The following is a 20,301-nucleotide window of genomic DNA, read 5'->3' as shown; positions in this document are numbered from 1 at the left end:
GTGGGTCAGTCGATATCGTCGTCGGGTATCGACGAAGGAGGATACCTTGACCCCATACCGTGATCTAACCGATGAAGAGTGGCTGCGCGTCGCGCCGCTGCTTCCTGAACTACGGCCGCGTTCCGAACTGCGCGGCCGGCCTCTTGCCAACACCCGGGCCGTGCTCAACGGCGTGCTGTGGGTGATGTACAGCGGCGCTACGTGGTCCGCCATGCCGCGCAAATACCCGTCGTATCAAACCTGCCATCGCCGCTTCAAGGCGTGGCATCAGTCGGGCGTGCTCAAGCGCATGCTCGAGCAACTGTTCGGCGCGGCGGGCACGGACTTGTGCAACTCGATCGAAGCGCGCATGCGCGTACATGTCGCGGGTCAGGCGGACGAACTATCCGTTGCCGCAGCGCCTGTCGAGTACGCACAGGCGCCGTCCAGTGCGCCGGTGTACGAATATGGCGGCTCGCTCAAGCACGCGGCGTGACGGATGCGCGACGCCAGGCAGTCAGTCGAACGACGCGAGTCGCGCAAAGCGCATTTCCTTTGAAGAAGCAGCCGGCCGGCAGGTCCATACCGCCGGCCGTTTTTCATACGCGAAGGCATCGCACGTGCCGATCGCTCATTGCTCACGAATCCACGTCTGCGACCGGCCGAGCAGCGAGATGCCGATATAGCCGCGCACGACAAGCTTCTGTCCGCCGTCTTCGGTGTGCATCTTGCAGCGGTAGACCTTGCCGTTGTCGGGGTCGAGGATCTGCCCGCCGTCCCAGCCGTCGCCGTCCTTTTTCATATCGTCGATGATCGTCATCCCGATGATCGGCTGATCCTTGCGCGCGTCGGTACATGCGGTGCACCGGCGGCCGGGCGGCTCGTTCGGGTTGAGCCCCTTGATCACCTTGCCGGTTAGCGTGCCGTTCTCGTCCTGCGTGATCTGCACGATCGCCTTGGGCTGATGCGTATGATCGTCGACGGTCTGCCACATGCCGACCGGGCTGCTGCTTTGTGCAAACGCAGCAGCGGCGCTTGCGAACAGCACACCGGCCAGGGTCGCGTTGCGCAGGGCGCGACCAGAGAATTGCGTCATTGCTGTGCTCCTTGTTCGTATCGTCGCGAAGGCGAGACGCGTTGGTCCGCGTTGGTCATTTCCCAGTCATCTCGGCCGGATGCATTGTGAATCACATTCGCGGGAGGCTTCTTTCGGCCTTTCGTTTGTGCGCTTGCTTCTACGCGTGCAGCGTGCCGCGCGAACCGGCTTCGCTGCGGGCCGGTTCGGTCGATGTCGCAGAATACGTTAGAGGACGCGCGCTGTCTGATAGGAAGTCTTCTAATCGCCCGCCCGCGATGCCGGCGTTATTCGGTTCGAGAGATACAAGCTGCGACATCGATCCGCAGTTGACGGACGGATGGCCGACGTGTGTCTTCGACCCGCGGACGCCGGATCGATGGGCATGCCGCAATGCGAGTAATGATGCCCTGGTAGTGCGAAGCATCGACCGTCGCCTTGTCGATTGCCATCGTTCGGCACTGCCCCGACTGTGACGACGTTCGAGCATCGGCGCGCCTCTTTGGCATGGAGACGAGACGTCCGACTGCCGACCGGGTGACGCCAGTCCGTTTTCGCGATCGCCTGCAGACGCCGAGCGGCCGGGGCGATTGAAAGCGATGCCGGTGCCAGTATCGACCCGCTCATGCTCGAATAGACAGTGGACAGTGCGAGCGCGGTCGCGACATCGGCAAGGCGGTTACTCCGCGACAACCCTTGCACGTCGTTGATTGCGTCGACGACGGGCGTCGGGCGACTCGGACGTCGTCCGGTATGCCGTTATCGGCTGGTTGATGCGATCGGTGTTCCCGCTTTTCCGGCAACGTCAGCGAACTTCACAACGCGATGACTCGGATCGGCGTGAAAGTGCCTCTCGCCCGCGCGCGGAACGCGATGCGCTGCAGCGTCTTCTGACGCGTGCACGCAACGGTCGGCAGGCATCCGGCGCGCCGCGGCTGAAGTGCCGATCGACCGCGGCAAGCGCGATATCAACGAGCGAAACCGCATGCGGGCAGCGTCGAACGCGAACCGCTGCCGGCGCCACTCGCGGCGCGACACCTCGGCGCTCGTTCCAAGGTGCGAGAGAAGAAGATGAGGAAGTATCAAATTTTCGACGATGAACCCGAAACGCGAGAAACTGAGTAATAATGAGACGATTGGGTGAAAACAAAAAACTGTTCAAAGCAGGAATTACATGGACCAGAAGTCGAAAGCCCGGCAGATCGTGCTGTCGGTATTGATCGCGACCGGGGGAATGCAGGCCGCCTTTGCGCAGGAAGCGGTGTCGGACAGTGCCGCGAGCGGGGCGGCCGTGGAAACGACAGCGGCGGCGCAGCCGGACACGCTGGCGGCTTCGTCCGTCCCGTCGGGTCAAACGATTGCGCTGACGCCAGACGAGGCAAAGCAGTCCGCTACAGGCAATGTGGCGGAACTGCAACAGATGATCCACGGCCCCGATCTGACCGAAATGCGCACGACGTACAACGGCAGTTATGGCGCGAGCCTGATGTTCTACGGCAAGGAAGTGACGTACTACGTCGCGCTCTTCCAGAAGAAAAACTTCTGGCGTGTGATCAAGACCTCCGACGATCAGCGTGCCGAGATGATCTATCGCGACTTCGTGCGCCAGACCGCGCAACTGTCCGAAGTCGAAATCCGGCGCACGAAGCTCGAAGCGCAAAAGGCGTTCACGGATCACCTGATCGAATTGTCACAGGACCGCGCGAACCGGTTGCAGGCCGACCTGTCGATCGCACGCCAGCAGCAGACGATCGTGAACAGCCAGCAGGCGCAGAACCGCGCCGAAGCGAGCGCGTTGCAGCAACAGAAGACGCAGGCACAAGCCCAGCTGCGCGATACGCAGCGCCAGGTGCGCGAATTGCAGCGCCAGTTGGACAGCGGCCTGCCAATTCGTTGATCGCACGCGCCGTAGTAGTGCACGTGCTTGCTGAATGCGCTGCGCTACGGCGTGCTGCCGGATCTGCGCTGCAGTGGCGCCGGGCGGTCAGCACCGCCTCGGGCGCGTAGCACTTGGCTGAGGTGATAGGCCCGGCCGGTTCCGCTTATGGGTGCTTCGGCCGCGTGCCGTGTGGCGCAGGCTGTTTCGCCGCCCCCGCCTTCGGCTTTGCCGGAGGATGCTTCGGTTCTTCGGGATCGACGGCAATCGGATCGCTGGCCGGAAAGGTTTCCGCGAGTGCCTCGTCGAGGCGCCGCTCGACGCTGAGCTCGGCCGGTTGAGATTTCGGCTTCGACGTGGACATATCGCTCTCCGCTCGGACGTTGTCGAACAACCAGAATAGCGCAAAGCCACTATCGACAACACTCGACCGAACGGCATAAGGCCAATCTTAATCTTGCACAGTCACGGCCAAGGTCGCGGTTCGACCGCCGCTGCATTTCAATAAGCGTCGCATGAACGCCGCCGCAATCGCGTGCCCCGCGGGCCGCGCGGCGATCAATGGAATTTTCAGCGCGGGATTTCGTTTTAGCTCCACTGCGCGACAACGGCCGCCTTTTGCGAATCGTCTGGCCGAGACACATCGAGCCGTCCGCGGACACAACGACGAGGTGAGCCATGGTGGAGACGGACGGGTCGGACCGAATACCGCGCTGGAATGCGTCCCATGTGGTGGACGCGGAACTCGAGCATCTGGAGTGGGCGACGCGGCAACCCATGCTCGACATGTTCGACGCCCAGTACTGGCGCCGTCGTGTGCTGGCGGTTCAGGGAAGTTACCAGCTTACGCACCAGCAAGGGATGCGCATCGAGCGGATGCTCAAGCGCCTCGCCGGACCGAACGGCTAGGCGCGCTTTGCGGTTATTCGTTGTTGTTGTTGTTGTTGCCCGAGCCGCCGTGATTGTTGCCGTGGTTGTTGTTGCCGTGGCTATTGCCGTGGCTATTGCCGTGGCCGTGGTTGTCGCTCGAGCCCGCGCCGAACAGACGCCGGCGGCGCGTGACGACGACCGGTGTGTCGGAGCCCGAGCGTTCAGATGATGCTGGCGCGCCGCCGCCATACGACTCGCGCGGTTCGCGCGGCGAATCGCGATGCGACCCGTGCGAGCCATGCGGTCCGCGCGACGAATGCTCGCCATGCGACGGCCGGCCGGCGCGAGGCCCCGGACGCGTGCCGGTGTCGAGCTGGATGGTCGAGATGGCACGCTTGTAGATGCCCTGCAGCCCGACAGGCGTGCGCAGCATCACGAGGTACTGATCGAACGACTCGATGCATCCCGTCAGACGGATACCGTTGACGAGATAAATTTCGACGCGCTTTCTTTCTTTGCGCGCGGCGTTCATGAAGTCGTTTTGCGGGTGCGATTCTGCGGAAGGCATGGACGATTGTGTGTGGAAGTGCGGTTGTTCGCCGGGATTCTACATGGGTCGGCACATACGCGTACTAATCGACGAACTTGTCGACCACTATAACGGCTTGCGCGCGCATAAGCATCCGTTAAATACGATGTGTAACGTTGCGTTACGAATCTTTGCATTCGACATCGTCACGCACTGCCCGGCGAGCGGCCAGAGGCGAAAAAGACGTCGCTGTAACCGATTTGGCATAACTTTAAAAAACGGCGGGTCGGGACGGAATAAATCGCGCGGAACTCTCGTTTTGTTCAGGTGCAGTCCCGCTTTCACGTTCCACGAATATCCGTTCCCCGTTCACGAGGCCGCCCGGCCCGTACCCAAAGAAGAGGCTCATATGAAGTTGACTCGACTCGTCAGTACCCTTTGCATGCTCGTCGCGCTCGGCGCGGCGGCGCTTGTGACAACCGGCTGCAGCGATATGGGCAGCGGCGGCGCGAGCGGCGGCAGCGGCTCCAGTTCTTCCGGCGGATATTGATCCGCAGATGACGCGCGGTTTGCCAGCCGGGTGAGTTTCGAAGCAGAGGTCGTATCCTGGCTCCCGCAGCTACGTCGATACGCGCGCGCGCTGACGGGAGATCACGCTTGGGCGGACGATCTGGTTCAGGATACGGCCGAGCGCGCGCTCGCCCGCTGGAAGGCGTTCAGGCCGAACAGCAACCTGCGCGCGTGGCTGCTTACGATTCTCCGGCATCTCTATATCGACCAGCTGCGCGTGCGCCGCGAGGTGGCCGTCGACGAGGAAAGCGCGCCGTGGCGCAACCTCGAGGCGCCGCGCGGCGAAGTCGACGGACTGATATTGCGCGACGTGCAACGTGCGCTTTACAGTCTGTCGGTCGAGCAGCGCGAAGTCGTGCTGCTCGTCTGCGTCGAGGAGTTCAGTTATCAGGAAGCGTCGATTGCGCTCGGCGTGCCGGTTGGAACGGTGATGTCCCGACTGTCGCGCGCGCGCGAGCAGATGAGACTGATGCTGACCGAAGGTCCTGATCGGCCAGACTCGCAGGAAAAGCCGCACAAGTCCCCGTCGCTGAAAGTGGTGAGAAATTCTTCATGAACAACGACGCCCGCCATCCCGCATCCTCGCCCGACCTGCGCATGCTGTCGGCGTTCGTCGACAACGAACTGAGCGAGAACGACACGGCCGCGGTGCGAGAGCATCTCGAACGCGACGAGCAGGCGGCCGCGCAGGTCGCCGCATGGCGCGCGCAGAAGGAGGCGTTGCGCGCATTGTGCGGAGCGACGACGCGCGACGACACGCAATTCGTGGTCCTGCGGTCGCGTTCGTCGTGGTGGCAGCGCGCGGGCATCGCCGCGTGCTGGCTCGTCGCCGGCGCGGGACTCGCGCTCGGCGCGGCGCCGCTCGTGCCGCGACTCGTGGGCGGCGACACGATGTCGTTCGCACGGCGCGCCGATATCGCGTATGCGGTCTATACGCCGGAGCGTCGTCATCCGGTCGAAGTCGCAGCGGCCGAGGAAGAGCATCTGATTACGTGGCTGTCGAAGCGTCTGAACCGGCAGCTCTCGGTCCCGTCGCTTCAGGAATACGGCTACTCGCTGGTCGGCGGGCGGCTTCTGCCCGGCGAAGCGGGGCCGGCCGCGCAATTCATGTACGAGAACCAGACCGGTGCACGCCTCACGCTCTACGTAACCGGCGTGCCGAAAGACGAAACGGCATTTCGTCTCTTTCGCGACGGCAACCGCCGCACCTTCTATTGGGTCAACGATGGAATGGGCTATGCGCTGTCCGGCCCGATCGCGGAGGGCAAACTGCGCACGATTGCGATCGACGTCTGCAGCGCGCTCGGCGGCCGGCCGGAAGCGTGGCAATAGCACGCGAGCCTGCACGGACCGTGCCTCGATATCAGCCCGAGCGCGGATCGCTTGCTGAGCCCATGCCGCGAATCGCGGATTGCGCCGTTGCGCTTGCCCGGTGACACACGACCTGAGCGTTCGGAAATACCAGGTAACGAACCGGCTGCTGCGCGCCCGCAATGCGGCGGAATAGCTATATGCATCGTGTCGTTTATAGAAGTGCAGGCCTGCTGTTCCGGCGCATCGATGCGCCGGCGGCGCGGGCCACGCAGGCGAATCGACAGGGCCTGCACGGCGATGGCACGCGTTCGTGCCGCGGCGCCGCACCGTCGAGACGGGATAAACGATGCGCGATATTTTCGGACTTGCAGCAGGGGTTTTTGTTTGTGTGGGCTGTGCGATGAGCGGGCAGGCCGTGATGGCCCAGGAGTCCGGGCCGCCGATGTTCAATGCGCCTTCGGGCGCGCAACTCAATGTGCCGCCCAACGATTCGCAGACGGACGGCGACCAGCGGGCGCAAGGCTATGGGCGAAGCGGCGATGTTCCGCAGAACACGAGCAGCGCGCCCAACCCGCAGCAATACGCCCAGCAATTCGCCGAGCCGGCCCAGCAGGCGGAACAAGCGCAACAAGCGCAACAAGCGGAACAGGATCAGGCAAGACAGGAGTGCCGCGACGTCAGCGGCAATGCGCAGATCGACGGCAAGCAGCAGCAGTTCAGCGGACTTGCGTGCCGGCAGCCGGACGGCACATGGCGAATCGAGGAATCGGACGACGATGCGGGCGACAACGGTGGTGCTGCATACCCGGCACCCGGCGTGGCCCCCGACGGGGCGACTGAAGCGGCAGCGCCCGACGCGCCACCGTACGATCCATACTATGCGTATGGCTATCCGTATCCGTACCCTTATCCGTACGATCCGTTCTGGGGGCCGCCGTTTCTGTTCGGCGTCGGCGCGTCGTTCGTCTTCGTCGACCGGTTTCATCATTTCCATCACATCGATCATGTTCATTTCGGATATCCGCACGGTTTCGCGCATGGCGGGTTTCACCGCGGATTTCACGGAGGCGGCTTCCATGGGGGTGGATTCCATGGAGGCGGGTTCCATGGAGGCGGATTTCACGGCGGAGGAGGCGGTTTCCATGGCCGCTAGCGTGGCCGGGGCGTATACATCGCCGGGAGTCGGCGTATGACGTCGCCCGCGATCCGCATCCTGCCGCCCGATGTCAGCGCCGCTCAGTTCGAGCGTGCGCTTGCCGCATGGCAATCGATCGTCGGCGACGAGCATGTGCTCGACGGCGCCGCGCTCACGTCCTATCTCGATCCGTTCGCGCCAGGACCGGCCGGAGCGGCGTTTGTGCCATCGGCGGCATTGCTGCCGTCGTCGGTCGACGAGATCCGGGCGGTGTTGCGTATCGCGAACGAGTACCGCATTCCGCTGTGGACGGTATCGACGGGCCGCAACTATGCGTACGGCGGCGCGGCGCCGCGTCTCGCCGGTTCGGTGGTGGTCGACTTGCAGCGTATGAACCGCGTGCTCGCGGTCGACGAAACACTCGCATATGCGCTCGTCGAGCCTGGCGTCAGCTATTTCGATCTGTACAACTACCTGCGCGAACACGGCTACAAGCTGTGGGTCGATCCACCCGCTGCCGGCTGGGGCAGCGTGATCGGCAACACGCTCGAGCGCGGCTTCGGCTATACCGCCTACGGCGATCACGCGGCAAACCAGTGCGGCATGGAAGTGGTGCTCGCGAACGGCGATGTCGTGCGCACCGGCATGGGCGGTATCGAGATCGGCACGTCATGGCAGGTGTACCGGCCAGGCTACGGCCCCTCGTTCGATGCGATGTTCATGCAGTCGAATTACGGCATCGTCACGAAGATGGGCGTCTGGCTGATGCCCGCGCCGCCCGCGTATCTGCTCGGCGAAATCCAGTTTCACGATGAGCGCGATCTCGAGGCGATCGTCGATATCCTGCGGCCGCTGCGTCTTGACGGCACGATCACGAACCACGCGGTGATCGAAGGCGGCCTGCGGCGCGCGGCCGGTCTCTCGCCGCGCGCGCAGTGGTACGACGGCGACGGTGCGATGCCCGACAGCGCCATCGACGCGATGCTGAAAAAGCTCGACGTCGGCCGCTGGAATCTGCATTACGCGCTATACGGCACGGACGAACTGCTCGACGCGCGCAACCGGATCGTGCAGCGTGCGTTTGCGCGTGTGCCTCGCGCGACGACGTTCGCGAAGCAATACGCGGGCGATGCGCAGCCTGCCGGCGGCGGCGATCGCAACATGGCCGGCATTCCCGCGATGACCGCGTTCAGGATGCTCGACTGGCGCGGCGGCACCGGCGCGCATATCGACTTCTCGCCGATCTGCCCGGCCGTGGGCCGCGACGCGTTCCGGCAGTACATGATGGTGAAAGGGCGCGCTGCATCATTCGGTTTCGACTACTACGGCGGTTTCACGGCCGGCGGGCGGCACTTGCACCACATCTTCGCCGCCATTTTCAATCGCGACGACGCCATGCAAAGCGAACGGGCCGGCGATCTGCTGCGCGCGGTGATGAGCGACGTCCGCGCGGCCGGCTACGGCGAATACCGGTCGCATCTGATGCATATGGATTACGCGGCCGCACAGTACAGCTTCAATGACGGCGCATTGCTGCGCCTGTCCGAGACCGTGAAGGACGCACTCGACCCCGCGGGCATTCTGTCGCCGGGCAAGCAGGGTATCTGGCCGCGCGCATTGCGCGACAAGCGGGGCTATACGTGAATGCCTCGAGCGCGCGCCGCTATCGTCGTGCCGCGGGATAGGCGATGGACCGGCGTACCTTCATCGCGACCGGCACGTGGTACTCGAGCGCCGCATGGCTGCCGGCGTGGCTCGCCGCGGAAACAGCCGAAGCACGGGCCGCTGCGTCTCACGATGCCGCACGGCAAGACACGACGCTCGCGCGCACCGCACGGACTTTCGCGCTGTTCGATGCCTCGCTCGCTCGGGCCGATGCATTCGCCGAGCATGCGGCGCGGCTCGCCATTCCCGTCTTCGAGATCGGCGACGACATCGGTGCGCTCTGGCATACGTCGCTTGCGGCAAGCATGGCGCGCGCACCGTCGCCGACGCTGATCGGCTTCACACGCGCGTCGGATTTTTTCGTGCTGACGCGTCTCGCGCTGCGCCCCGGCCGCCTCGTTGCACGCACAACGGAATCGAGCCGGCCGCATGCCAATGCACCGGTTTCGTTCGTTATTTCCATATGACGGGGCGACCGTGCGTGCATCAAAACTTGTACGCGGGATTCTTCGGATCGAAGGTTTCGTCGTCGAAGGTTTTTGGCGTGATCGTCTGGAACACGATGCGCTCGAAGATGCGCCCGTCGTTGTCGTAGGATTCGACGGTGCGAAAGTACGGATGCCGTAGATCGAGACCGAGCGTCTCGCGCTTCGCGTAGAACTCGGGCATGCCGGCGCTCGTCTCGTAGGTGAATGCGACCACGCGCACGCCGTCGAGCGTCTTCACTTCGATGCGCTCCGGCCGCGTAATGCCGGCCTGTGCGTATTTCTCGCCTTCGGACAGGAACTGCTTCGCGATGTACTCGGTGCCGAGATCGCGAATCTGATGGTTCGATTGCGTGCGCGCGAGCGCGCCGTTTAGCGATGCCCATACCGGGATGATGTTCAGGAAGCCGCCGAGATGGCCGTACATCTCGTCGCTGCGCCGCGTTTCGTCGTAGATGATTTCCTGCCCGGTGTGCGGGCCGCCGGGCAGCCATTTCGCGTAGATGCGGATCGGGTCGCGCGTCACGCGCACCACCATACGATCGGGCCGGCTCGGCCATACGCCTCGAATGCGCTCCTGCCGGATCATCGTGAACTCGTATGACGGGTAGCCGTTCGGGCCGTCCTTGATGTAGCGCGGCACCGTCAACGGATCGAGCGACTGGAACAGCGCGGTGAGACTGGCATCGTCGAGTTTTTCGAGCAGGCCGCTTTGCGCCGCCTGGCGCAGCCATCGCACCTGTTCGGCGGGTTTGAGCCTGCCTGCTTCGCCGGGTGGAACGGTCGGCGGGCGGACTTCCGGTTTGGCGCCGCTCGCGGCAACCGCGGGGTCCGACGCGTTCGTTGTGGCCGGTGCGCTGGTCGAGTTGTTCGTGCCGGCTGCGCTGTCCGGCAAAGCCGTCGATGTAGCGAACGAACCAGCGGATGAACCAGCGGATGAACCAGCGGATGAACCAGCGGACGACGGGTTAGCCGCCGGCGTCTCGCCTGGCTGCTGCTCCGGCTGCGCGAGCGCGGCGCTTGTCATATACAGGGTTGCCGCGCAGGCGAGCCAACGCAACGCGCGCATGACCGGTGCGCGGCGAGTCGGATTCGTCGACGGCGGGTGCGGCATGAGTGGACTCCCACAGAAACCGGAAACGGCTGAACCGATGACGGCCGTTGGTGCCGCACATATCTTGCATCAGGCAGGTTTTTGCTTCGCGAGTTCCTGGGCGCGCAGTTCGCGTCGCAGAATCTTGCCGACATTCGTTTGCGGCAGCTCGTCACGAAACTCGACGAGCTTCGGCACCTTGTAGCCAGTCAGATTCTTTCTGCAATGCTCGATCACTTGCGCTTCGGACAGCGCGGGATTGCGCGCCACGATAAAGACCTTGACCCGCTCGCCTTGCGCCGCGTCGGGCACGCCGATCGCGGCGACTTCGCGCACGTCCGGATGCATGGCGATCACGTCTTCGATTTCATTCGGATAAACATTGAAGCCCGACACGAGAATCATGTCCTTCTTACGGTCGATCAGGCGGATATAGCCGTGCTCGTTCATCACGCCGATGTCGCCCGTTGCGAGCCATCCGGCGTCGTCGAGCACCTTCGCCGTCTCCTCCGGACGATTCCAGTAGCCTTTCATGACTTGCGGACCTTTCACGCACAACTCACCGGGCTCATCTATACCAGCCCAACTGCCGTCCTCCTTGCGAAAACGCACGACCGTCGATGGCGCGGGCAATCCGATCGAGCCGTCGAAGTCGCGCAGATGCTTGAGGTCGACCGGATTCATCGTGACGATGGGCGAGCATTCGGTGAGGCCGTAGCCTTCGATAACCGGTTTTCCGGTCACCGCCTTGAAGCGCTCGGCTACGGCTTTCTGCATCGCCATGCCGCCTGCCATCGCGAGCTTGAGCTTCGAGAAGTCGCGCCTGCAAAATTCTTCGTTGTCGAGAAACGCGTTGTAGAGCGTATTGACGGCCGTGATGCCGGTGAACGTTTCATGACGGATGACCTTCATCACGCGCTTCGTGTCGCGCGGATTCGCGATCAGGATATTGCGCCCGCCGAGCAGCATGAAGATCATCGCGTTCAACGTCAGCGAGTAGATGTGATAAAGCGGTAAGGGCGTCAGCACCGTTTCGATATCGCCGGCCAGCTCGCTTTCGGACCATGCTTTGGCCTGCAGCACGTTGGCGATAATGTTGCGATGCGTGAGCATCGCGCCTTTTGCGACGCCGGTGGTGCCGCCCGTGTATTGCAGAAACGCGAGGTCGGTCTGGTTGACCGCGACGGGCGCCGGCGCGCGGCGCGTGCCGATCGCAAGCGCCTCGCGCATGCGTATCGCCTGCGGCAATCGATATGCGGGCACCATCTTCTTCAGATGCCGGAGCAACGCATTGATGCAGCGGCCTTTGAGATTGAGCCCGTCGGCCAGCAGGTCGCCAAGCGCGGTGACGACGATGTTTTGCACGCGCGTGCCAGGCAGCGCGTCCTCGAGCGTCTTCGCGAAGTTCTCGAACACGACGATGGTCTGCGCGCCGCTGTCCTTTAGCTGATGCGCAAGCTCGCGCACCGTGTAGAGCGGATTCACGTTGACGACCACGGCGCCCGCTTTCAGGACGCCGAACAGCGCGACCGGATACTGGAACGTGTTCGGCAACATGATCGCGACGCGTTCGCCCGGCTTCACGCCGATGCCTTGCAGCCAGCTCGCGAATGCGTTGGCCTTGCGCGCGAGGTCGCCGTACGTGAGGTCCGAACCGACGCTCACGTACGCCACGCGGTCGCGATACTTCTGCGTGCATTCGTCGAAGAGATGCACGATCGAGGCGAACTGCGCGACGTCGATTTCGTGCGGCACGCCGGGCGCATACGACGCGTACCAGATGCCATCGGTATTGGGCACCGGCTGCGGGGGCGCATGCGAAACGCGTACTTCGGCGGGGCATGCCGGTAGCGGCTGCGGCGATGGGCTCATGGTCGTCTCCATTCCATTCTTGTCCTTTGGACTGTTCTTGTCTGTTCTACAGACAGTATGGCTGCCGTTTCAACGGTGCGTGGCTGTTTTCGATGTGCGCCATGCGTGGCTGACGAAGGATACGGACGACCACGGCGAACCGGCAAGCGATCGGCGTCGGGGAAGTCTTCTAACCGGCGGTCGTTGCACATCGACCAGATCGACGGCGCGGCGCACGCGCGTGTAGCGCAGCGGCAATGAAAAAGCCGCGCCGATCGGATCGGCGCGGCTTTCTCGGCTTTCGCGGTTTGAAGCGTTCTGCGGTGCGGCGGCGATTATGACGTGGTTGCCGCGACCGCCTCGGCCGATTTAGTCATATCGATGCCGCGCCGCTCGCGGCTAAAGAGGATCAGTACCGCGATGATGACCGCCACCGTGCCCGCGACCATGGCCATGGCGAGCCCGTAGTTGTTGTTGTGCGACACGGCGAACGACGCCTGCATCGTCGCGTTGACTGACGCAAGCAGGTTGCCGAGCTGGTAGACGAGGCCCGGGAAGGTTGCGCGAATTTCGTCAGGCGAGATTTCGTTCAGGTGCACCGGAATCACGCCCCACGCGCCCTGTACGGAGATCTGCATCAGGAATGCGCCGATCGCGAGCATGACCGGTGTCGACGAAAACGCCCACAGCGGCAGCACCGGCAGTGCAATCAGTGCCGCGATGCAGATCGCGCGGCGGCGGCCGATGCGCTCGGAAATCGAACCGAACAGCAGACCGCCGACGATCGCGCCGATGTTCAGCACGATGGCGATCAGCGAAACGGTGTGCGGATCGAAATGATGCTGCTCGCGCAGGAAGGTCGGGTACAGATCCTGAGTGCCGTGCGAGAAGAAGTTGAACGCGGTCATCAGGATGATCGCGTAGATCGAAAGCACCCAGTTGCGCTTGAGCGTGACGAGCAGGCCCGGGCGCGCTTTCTTCTCCATCGCGACCCATGCCGGCGACTCGTTCACGCTCGAGCGCACGTAGAGCACGAGCAGCGCGGGAATCACGCCGACGAAGAACATGCCGCGCCAACCGATGTACTGATAAAGCACGCCGAATACGATCGAGGCGAGCAGATAGCCGCTCGGATAGCCGGCCTGCAGGAGCCCCGACACGATGCCGCGCGACTTCGCGGGCACCGTCTCCATCGTCAGCGCGGAACCGACACCCCATTCGCCGCCCATTGCGATACCGAACAGCGCGCGCAGTACGATCAGCGTCGCCAGGTTCGGCGAGAAGCCGGACAGCAGTTCGAGCAGCGAATAGATGGCGATATTGACCATCAACGTCGGACGGCGGCCGTACCTGTCGGCGAGCCGGCCGAAGATCAATGCGCCGAGCGGGCGCATCGCGAGCGTCAGCGTGATCGCAAACGCGACCTCCGGGATTTTCGTATTAAATTCGGCGGCGATATCTTTCAGAATAAAAACCATCAGAAAGAAATCGAATGCGTCGAGCGTCCAGCCGAGATAGGCGGCGATCGTGACGTTTCTCTGTTCGCGGGTCCATGCCATCGTGTTTATTCTCCTCTTGCGATCGTGCTTTCGAGTGTTGAGCGTTGCTGCGTGACGCGCGCATCCCCGTGGCGCGGCCGCGGGACGAGTGTACGCCGACCGTCAAGCGGCTGCATGTGAATGCGCGCGATTCAGTGGTATTCCCTGGGAATCAACGTGCAGTGAATTGCCGGATGGTTGTTTTATTAATGTAATAAATGAATTTTATTTGATGGCTTTTAGTAAGTTGTAAGTAATTTGTCTGGCGCGGTTTCGGGTTCGGGTATTCAGCATTTCCACGCGAATTCGACTGAAGAAACTGCAGTACGCAGCGGCACGGAGGCGGCTCGCGAGGTGTTCGATTTCGAATTCGATCGGGCCTTTCTTGCACGTCCTTCGCCGGGGCGATGACGCCGCGTTTCTGGACGACGGGCATGATGTCGCCGCGCCGCCGTTCGTGCAGTTGCGCGCGCTCGAAGCCGCAAGCCTCGCGCTCGAGCGCGACGAGGACAACACGGCTGGCGCGGCGGACGAATGGCTGCGCATGCTGATCGCGCCCGGCGGTTCGTTGGGCGGCGCGCGGCCGAAGGCAAGCGTGGTCGACCCGCAAGGGCATCTATGGATTGCCAGATTTCCGAGCGTGCGCGACGAGCATGATGTCGGCGCTTGGGAGATGGTGGTCCATACGCTCGCCAGGGCATGCGGCCTCGACGTGCCCGATGCGTTGGTGCGGCGCTTTGGTGGTCCGCATCATATGTTTCTCGTCAAGCGGTTCGATCGAACGGAGGCAGGGCGGCGATTGCATTTCGCGTCCGCCATGAATCTGACCGGCCATCGGGACGGCGACGACGCGTCGACCGGCGCGAGCTACCTCGAAATCGCCCGCGTGCTGATGACCGATGGCGCGCAAACCGATCGCGATTTGCTGCAGCTGTGGTCGCGCATCGTCTTCAGTCTTCTGGTTTCGAATACCGACGATCACCTGCGCAATCATGGTTTTTTGCTGGTGCCCGGAAAGGGCTGGGCTTTGTCGCCGGCTTTCGACATGAATCCGAGTGCCGACGCGCACGGGCTCGAACCCAACATCAGCGAAGCCGACAATGCGATGGATCTGCAATTGGCGTTCGAGGTCGCGCCTTATTTTCGTGTGCGCGCTAAAGCGGCGGCTGAAATCGTCGAGCGGCAGCGGCGCATCGTGGCTCAGTGGCGCAAGATTGCGGAGCCGCTCGGTATCGCGTCGCGTCAGCAGCAGATGTCGGGCGCTTTTCGGCTCGCCTGACCGATGGTACCGATGGTGCGAGCTCGAAATGAAGAGGGCGAAATGAAGAGGGCGAAATGAAGAAGGCCGGCAATTTTGCCGGCCTTCTTTTGAATCTGCTGGTGCCCAGGAGAGGACTCGAACCTCCACGGTGTTGCCACCGCTAGGACCTGAACCTAGTGCGTCTACCAATTCCGCCACCTGGGCACGTCTCAAGCTAGACCGCTATTGTAGCGGCATGAGGCATTGTGTCAATGAAAGTTTAAAAACCGGCGGCCATGTTCGAGCCACGCCAAAAACGAAAAAGGCCGGCAAAAGCCGGCCTTTTTTGAATCTTTGGTGCCCAAGAGAGGACTCGAACCTCCACGGTGTTGCCACCGCTAGGACCTGAACCTAGTGCGTCTACCAATTTCGCCACCTGGGCAAGGTGTCTTTTCCGCCGCTCCGCTGAAGATAAACACACACGCGAAACAGCAAAGACCGCAATTATAGCGAGCTGACGGGTTCTGTCAAGCGTTCGGCAGAGGCCGTCCGCGCCGCGCCGAACGGGCTTCGAAGCCGGCCGCAAAGCCTTGCATACGTGCCTCGCGACGCGGTTTGCATTAAGAGACGGATGATAGAATGGCCCGCAGCAGTACGTTGACAGCAGGGCGAGCCCGACGCAGCGTTAGCGCCGCGCAGTGTAGCCCGGCACCTGATCCGCGACGTCCACGCACCGAGAAAAACCATCGATAAGCCCTTGAGCAAATATCCGTATCCCATCCCGAGCCGTGAAGAAATCCTCGGCGTGCTGCGTACGAGCGAAACGCCGCTTGCTGCGAACGACATCGCCGAGGCGCTTTCGATCAAGCGCCAGGAACGCGAAGGCTTCTTCAAACGTCTGGCCGCGATGGAACGCGACGGCCAGATCCGGCTCGATCCGCGCGGGCATTATCAGCTGACCCATCCGTCGAATTTCGTCGCGGGCCGTGTGCAGGGCCATCGCGACGGTTATGGTTTTCTCGTGCGCGACGACGGTCAGGACGACCTGTTCCTGCCGAACGGCGAAATGCAGAAGGTCATGCATAACGACCGCGTGCTCGCGCGCATCGTCGGCTACGACCGGCGCGGGAGACCCGAAGGACATATCGTCGAGGTCACGGACCGCGCGAACAAACGTGTGATCGGGCGCCTGCTCAACGAAAACGGCGCGCTGATCGTCGCGCCCGAAGACAAGCGCATCGGCCACGACATCCTGATTACCCAGAACACGAAGAAGGCGAAGGTGGGACAGGTGGTGGTGGTCGAACTCACCGACTTCCCGAGCCGCCATTCGCAGCCGCTTGGACGTGTCGTCGAAGTGCTCGGCGATATCGACGATCCCGGCATGGAAATCGAAATCGCAGTGCGCAAATACGGCGTGCCGCACGAGTTCAGCGATGCGGCGCTCGAGGCCGCCGCGAAGCTGCCCGACGAAGTACGGTCCGCGGATCTGCGCCATCGCGTCGATCTGCGCGACGTGCCGCTCGTCACGATCGACGGCGAAGACGCACGCGATTTCGACGACGCCGTGTACTGCGAGCCGATGAAGGTCGGCCGCGGCGACGGCTTCCGCCTGATCGTCGCGATCGCCGACGTATCGCACTACGTGATGCCGGGCAGCGGCCTCGACGTCGATGCGATCGAGCGCAGCACGTCGGTCTATTTCCCGCGCCGCGTGATTCCGATGCTGCCGGAAAAGCTGTCGAACGGGTTGTGCTCGCTGAATCCGCACGTCGACCGCTGCGTGCTCGTCTGCGACATGGTGATCACTGCGCGCGGCGAGATCAAGGCGTATCAGTTCTATCCGGGCGTCATGCACTCGGCCGCGCGTCTCACCTACACCGAGGTCGCCGCGGTGCTCGCGAATACGAAGGGGCCCGAGGCCGCGCGCCGTGCGGCGCTGTTGCCGTATCTGCAGAATTTGTACGGCGTCTACAAGGCGCTGTTCGCGGCGCGCCAGAAGCGCGGCGCGATCGATTTCGACACGACGGAAACGTATATCGTCTGCAATGCGCAGGGCAAGATCGAGCAGATCGTACCGCGCCATCGCAACGACGCGCACAAGCTGATCGAGGAATGCATGCTGGCCGCGAACGTCTGCGCGGCCGACTTCATGAAGCGCAACCGGCATGCGGGGCTTTACCGCGTGCACGCGGGACCGACGGCGGAGCGGCTCGAAAACCTGCGCACCTTCCTGCGCGGCATGGGCCTGACGCTGACCGGCGGCGAGACGCCGCACGCGAGCGACTACGCGGCGCTGATGGCGCACATCCGCGACCGGCCCGACGCGCAGATGCTGCAGACCATGCTGTTGCGTTCGATGCAGCAGGCCGTCTACAGCCCCGATAACATCGGTCACTTCGGCCTTGCGTACGAGGCCTACGCACACTTCACGAGCCCGATTCGCCGCTACCCGGATCTGCTCACGCACCGCGCGATCTACGCGATCCTGCAAGGGCGCAAGTACCAGCCGGCAGCGCCCGAAGGCGTGGTGCTGAACACCGCGTTGTCGCCGCGCGCGCGTGCGATGCAGGCCGACGACGAAAAGCGCGCGGGCCGCCGCCGCGAAAACACCGCGATCTGGGAAGAGCTCGGGCTGCATTGCTCGTCGAACGAACGGCGTGCGGACGAAGCCTCGCGTGACGTCGAAGCATGGCTCAAGTGCTACTTCATGCGCGACAAGCTCGGCGAAGAGTACGGCGGGATGGTGAGCGGCGTGACGTCGTTCGGCATCTTCGTGCAGCTCGACGCGCTGTTTATCGAAGGGCTCGTGCATGTGACCGAGCTCGGTTCCGATTACTTCCAGTACGACGAAATCCGCAACGAACTGCGCGGCGAACGCACGGGCATCCGCTACCGGCTATCGGACCGCGTGCGCGTGCAGGTGAGCCGCGTCGACCTCGACGCGCGCAAGATCGATTTCCGTCTCGTGCGCGACACGCCGATCAAGCCGCCGTCAAGCCGCGCCGCGGCGCTCGATAGAACGGTCGGCGAGCGTGGCGACGGCGGACCGCGCGTGCGCTCGCTGGCGCCGGGTGAAGGCGCGCATCGCAAGAAGGCCGCGCCCGCGCCGAGCGTCGCGGTGAAAGAAGCGCGCGCGGCGCGTGGCGCGGCGAAGAAGCGTTCGGCGTCGGCGAAATCGGCGAAGGGCCAGTCCAGAAAAAAGCGTTGATGCGCGAATGGCGTTCGCTAATAAAAGGTAGTTTCAGTCATGTCACGTCTTAAGGTTCTATACGGGTTTCATGCGGTAATCGCCCGGATGCGGCACGACGCGTCGACGATCGAAGATGTTTACTACGATCAGACGCGGCGCGACCGTCGCATGAACGAATTCCTGCACCTCGCGAAAGAAGCCGGTGTGCGCGTGATCGCCGCCGACGAAACGCGGCTGTGGGGATTGGCGCATACCGAGCGCCACCAGGGTGTGGTTGCGCGCGCAACCGATTTGCCGCTCGCGCAGAATCTCGCCGAACTGCTCGATGGTCTGAGCGGACCGGCACTGCTGCTCGTGCTCGACGGCGTGACGGATCCGCACAATCTGGGCGCATGCCTGCGCGTGGCCGACGCGGCTGGCGCCCATGCGGTGATCGCGCCGCGCGACCGCGCGGTCGGCCTCAATGCGACCGCCGCGAAGGTAGCGAGCGGCGCGGCGGACACGGTGCCGTATATCACCGTCACGAATCTCGCACGCGCGCTGCGCGAACTGAAGGATGCGGGCGTCTGGGTCGTCGGCACGGCTGGCGATGCGCCCGCGAGCCTCTATCAGACGAAACTCGACGGGCCCGTTGCGCTCGTGATGGGTGCGGAAGGCGAGGGCATGCGCCGCCTCACGCGCGATACCTGCGACGAGGTCATGCATATTCCGATGGCGGGGAGCGTCGAGAGCCTCAACGTGTCGGTGGCGAGCGGGGTGTGTCTGTTCGAAGCGGTGCGGCAGAGGGCCGCGCCGAAATAGTCCGATTCGCCGCGCGGCTTCCTTGCTGCGCGGCTTCCCACCGGTGCTTCGAGAACAAGAACCGTCACGATGATCTTCGCCCGCCCTCTCGCCCGCGTTCGCCGACCTGGACCGGCGCTCGTGCGTTCGCCCATGCGTGCTGCGTTCGCCTTCGCAGCGGCGTTGCTTGCCGCCTGCACGACCACGACGATCGATCGCGGCACCTATTACGCCGATACGAGCCATCATGCGCAGTACGCGGACACGCGCATCCGTTTCCTTGTCATGCATTACACGGAAATCGACGAAGCGCAGTCGCTGAACGTGCTGACCACCGAACAGGTCAGCGCGCATTACCTCGTGCCGGCAGCGCCGCCGGTCAGGAACGGCGAGCCCGTCGTCTGGCAGCTCGTGCCGGAATCGCAGCGCGCGTGGCATGCGGGCGTCAGCTACTGGCAGGGCACGACCGAGCTCAACGCCGCATCGATCGGCATCGAAAACGTGAACCTCGGCCCGATCGATACGCCGCAGGGCCGTACGTGGCAGCCGTATCCGCCCGCGCAGGTCGACGCGTTGATCCGCCTGTCGAAGGACATCGTCGCGCGCTACGGCATTCCGCCGACGCGCGTGGTCGGCCACAGCGATATCGCGCCGCAACGCAAGACGGACCCCGGTCCGCTTTTTCCGTGGAAGCAACTCTACGATGCCGGTGTCGGCGCCTGGCCCGATGCGGGGACCGTTGCCGCGGAGCTCGCAGGCCGCGCGCCCGACGCGCCTGCCGACGTGCGCGGCCTGCAGCAGAAACTCGCGCGCTACGGCTACGACGTCGCCACCGACGGCGTGCTCGACGAGAAAACCCGGCGCGTATTCGCGGCGTTCCAGATGCATTTCCGGCCGCGCGACTATGCGGGCAACCCGGATGCGCAAACCGATGCGATCGCGCAGGCGCTGCTCGACAAATATATGCCTGCCGCGGCCGGCGAGACGAAGCCGACACCGTGAGCGGCCGCAGGCCACCCATCGTCGGATGGCCGCAGCCCCGCCTGAGCGGCCGCCACGCGTGCTCATCCGGCGCCGGCGCGAGTCCGGTAAACTGGCGGTTTCTCCG

At 63.6% G+C, this 20,301-nt stretch carries 19 protein-coding genes and 2 tRNA genes; 13 read left to right on the top strand and 8 right to left on the bottom strand.

Features of this window, described 5'->3' with window-relative positions; all coding sequences use genetic code 11:
- The first annotated feature begins 46 nt into the window (after positions 1-46).
- The gene (locus BTO02_RS13285) at positions 47-475 is read left to right on the top strand and encodes a transposase (protein ID WP_075157422.1); all 429 of its coding nucleotides are present in this window, start codon (positions 47-49) and stop codon (positions 473-475) included.
- Positions 476-610: 135 nt separating this feature from the next.
- Here BTO02_RS13285 and BTO02_RS13280 read toward each other — a convergent pair whose 3' ends face one another.
- A complete protein-coding gene (locus tag BTO02_RS13280) occupies positions 611-1,075 on the bottom strand; it encodes a DUF2147 domain-containing protein (protein WP_075157421.1) in 465 nt (154 codons plus the stop codon).
- Positions 1,076-2,228: 1,153 nt separating this feature from the next.
- Between BTO02_RS13280 and BTO02_RS13270 the strand changes: the two genes are divergently transcribed.
- Positions 2,229-2,951 (top strand): DUF2968 domain-containing protein, encoded by a 723-nt coding sequence (locus BTO02_RS13270; protein WP_075157419.1) that lies wholly within the window; start codon positions 2,229-2,231, stop codon positions 2,949-2,951.
- A gap of 145 nt (positions 2,952-3,096) precedes the next feature.
- On the opposite strand, the gene BTO02_RS13265 is transcribed toward BTO02_RS13270, so the two are convergent.
- Entirely contained in the window at positions 3,097-3,294 is a 198-nt protein-coding gene (locus BTO02_RS13265) for a hypothetical protein (RefSeq protein WP_075158849.1), read from the bottom strand.
- Positions 3,295-3,608: 314 nt separating this feature from the next.
- Between BTO02_RS13265 and BTO02_RS13260 the strand changes: the two genes are divergently transcribed.
- Positions 3,609-3,839: a hypothetical protein gene (locus BTO02_RS13260; RefSeq protein WP_083615109.1), complete on the top strand. Its 231-nt coding sequence runs from the start codon at positions 3,609-3,611 to the stop codon at positions 3,837-3,839.
- Between the two features lie 13 nt (positions 3,840-3,852).
- Here the strand turns inward: BTO02_RS13260 and hfq are convergent, their stop codons facing one another.
- Entirely contained in the window at positions 3,853-4,368 is a 516-nt protein-coding gene (hfq, locus tag BTO02_RS13255) for an RNA chaperone Hfq (RefSeq protein WP_075157418.1), read from the bottom strand.
- Between the two features lie 370 nt (positions 4,369-4,738).
- Here hfq and BTO02_RS34295 point away from each other — a divergent pair, with 370 nt between their 5' ends.
- The 6 genes from BTO02_RS34295 (at position 4,739) to BTO02_RS13230 (ending at position 9,480) form a co-directional block, all read left to right on the top strand.
- Positions 4,739-4,879: a hypothetical protein gene (locus BTO02_RS34295; RefSeq protein WP_156883825.1), complete on the top strand. Its 141-nt coding sequence runs from the start codon at positions 4,739-4,741 to the stop codon at positions 4,877-4,879.
- 30 nt (positions 4,880-4,909) lie between these two features.
- Positions 4,910-5,455: an RNA polymerase sigma factor gene (locus BTO02_RS13250; RefSeq protein ID WP_075157417.1), complete on the top strand. Its 546-nt coding sequence runs from the start codon at positions 4,910-4,912 to the stop codon at positions 5,453-5,455.
- On the top strand, positions 5,452-6,231 hold the full coding sequence (locus BTO02_RS13245; RefSeq protein WP_075157416.1) for an anti-sigma factor family protein: 780 nt from the start codon (positions 5,452-5,454) through the stop codon (positions 6,229-6,231). Before BTO02_RS13250 ends, BTO02_RS13245 begins: the two co-directional genes overlap by 4 nt.
- A 382-nt stretch (positions 6,232-6,613) precedes the next feature.
- Positions 6,614-7,366: a hypothetical protein gene (locus tag BTO02_RS35510; RefSeq protein ID WP_075157415.1), complete on the top strand. Its 753-nt coding sequence runs from the start codon at positions 6,614-6,616 to the stop codon at positions 7,364-7,366.
- A 36-nt stretch (positions 7,367-7,402) separates the two neighbouring features.
- Complete coding sequence (locus BTO02_RS13235) at positions 7,403-8,992, top strand: FAD-binding oxidoreductase (protein WP_075157414.1); 1,590 nt, start codon at positions 7,403-7,405, stop codon at positions 8,990-8,992.
- Positions 8,993-9,036: 44 nt separating this feature from the next.
- Entirely contained in the window at positions 9,037-9,480 is a 444-nt protein-coding gene (locus tag BTO02_RS13230; protein WP_075157413.1) for a hypothetical protein, read from the top strand.
- 19 nt (positions 9,481-9,499) lie between these two features.
- Here BTO02_RS13230 and BTO02_RS13225 read toward each other — a convergent pair whose 3' ends face one another.
- From BTO02_RS13225 to BTO02_RS13215, 3 genes are all read right to left on the bottom strand, one after another.
- Complete coding sequence (locus BTO02_RS13225; RefSeq protein ID WP_232243361.1) at positions 9,500-10,612, bottom strand: DUF1571 domain-containing protein; 1,113 nt, start codon at positions 10,610-10,612, stop codon at positions 9,500-9,502.
- A gap of 69 nt (positions 10,613-10,681) precedes the next feature.
- Positions 10,682-12,463 (bottom strand): AMP-binding protein, encoded by a 1,782-nt coding sequence (locus BTO02_RS13220; protein ID WP_075158846.1) that lies wholly within the window; start codon positions 12,461-12,463, stop codon positions 10,682-10,684.
- A 314-nt stretch (positions 12,464-12,777) separates the two neighbouring features.
- Positions 12,778-14,001, bottom strand: coding sequence for an MFS transporter (locus BTO02_RS13215; RefSeq protein WP_075157412.1), 1,224 nt, complete (start codon positions 13,999-14,001; stop codon positions 12,778-12,780).
- Between the two features lie 364 nt (positions 14,002-14,365).
- On the opposite strand from BTO02_RS13215, the gene BTO02_RS13210 reads away from it, so the two are divergent.
- Positions 14,366-15,259, top strand: coding sequence for a type II toxin-antitoxin system HipA family toxin (locus BTO02_RS13210; RefSeq protein WP_232243360.1), 894 nt, complete (start codon positions 14,366-14,368; stop codon positions 15,257-15,259).
- A gap of 99 nt (positions 15,260-15,358) precedes the next feature.
- Here BTO02_RS13210 and BTO02_RS13205 read toward each other — a convergent pair.
- Positions 15,359-15,445, bottom strand: a tRNA-Leu gene (locus BTO02_RS13205).
- A gap of 130 nt (positions 15,446-15,575) precedes the next feature.
- Positions 15,576-15,662 (bottom strand) — tRNA-Leu (locus tag BTO02_RS13200).
- Between the two features lie 315 nt (positions 15,663-15,977).
- Here BTO02_RS13200 and rnr point away from each other — a divergent pair.
- The 3 genes from rnr to BTO02_RS13185 all read left to right on the top strand — a co-directional run bounded on the left by rnr (position 15,978) and on the right by BTO02_RS13185 (position 20,195).
- Positions 15,978-18,431: a ribonuclease R gene (gene rnr / locus BTO02_RS13195; RefSeq protein ID WP_075157411.1), complete on the top strand. Its 2,454-nt coding sequence runs from the start codon at positions 15,978-15,980 to the stop codon at positions 18,429-18,431.
- A gap of 39 nt (positions 18,432-18,470) precedes the next feature.
- Complete coding sequence (gene rlmB, locus BTO02_RS13190) at positions 18,471-19,214, top strand: 23S rRNA (guanosine(2251)-2'-O)-methyltransferase RlmB (protein WP_075157410.1); 744 nt, start codon at positions 18,471-18,473, stop codon at positions 19,212-19,214.
- Between the two features lie 132 nt (positions 19,215-19,346).
- Complete coding sequence (locus tag BTO02_RS13185) at positions 19,347-20,195, top strand: N-acetylmuramoyl-L-alanine amidase (protein WP_156883824.1); 849 nt, start codon at positions 19,347-19,349, stop codon at positions 20,193-20,195.
- The last annotated feature ends 106 nt before the right edge of the window (positions 20,196-20,301 follow it).

Source organism: Paraburkholderia sp. SOS3, assembly GCF_001922345.1.
Classification (GTDB): Bacteria; Pseudomonadota; Gammaproteobacteria; order Burkholderiales; family Burkholderiaceae; genus Paraburkholderia.
Note: the sequence above shows the minus strand (reverse complement) of the source record. Positions and strands in the feature narration are given on the sequence as shown.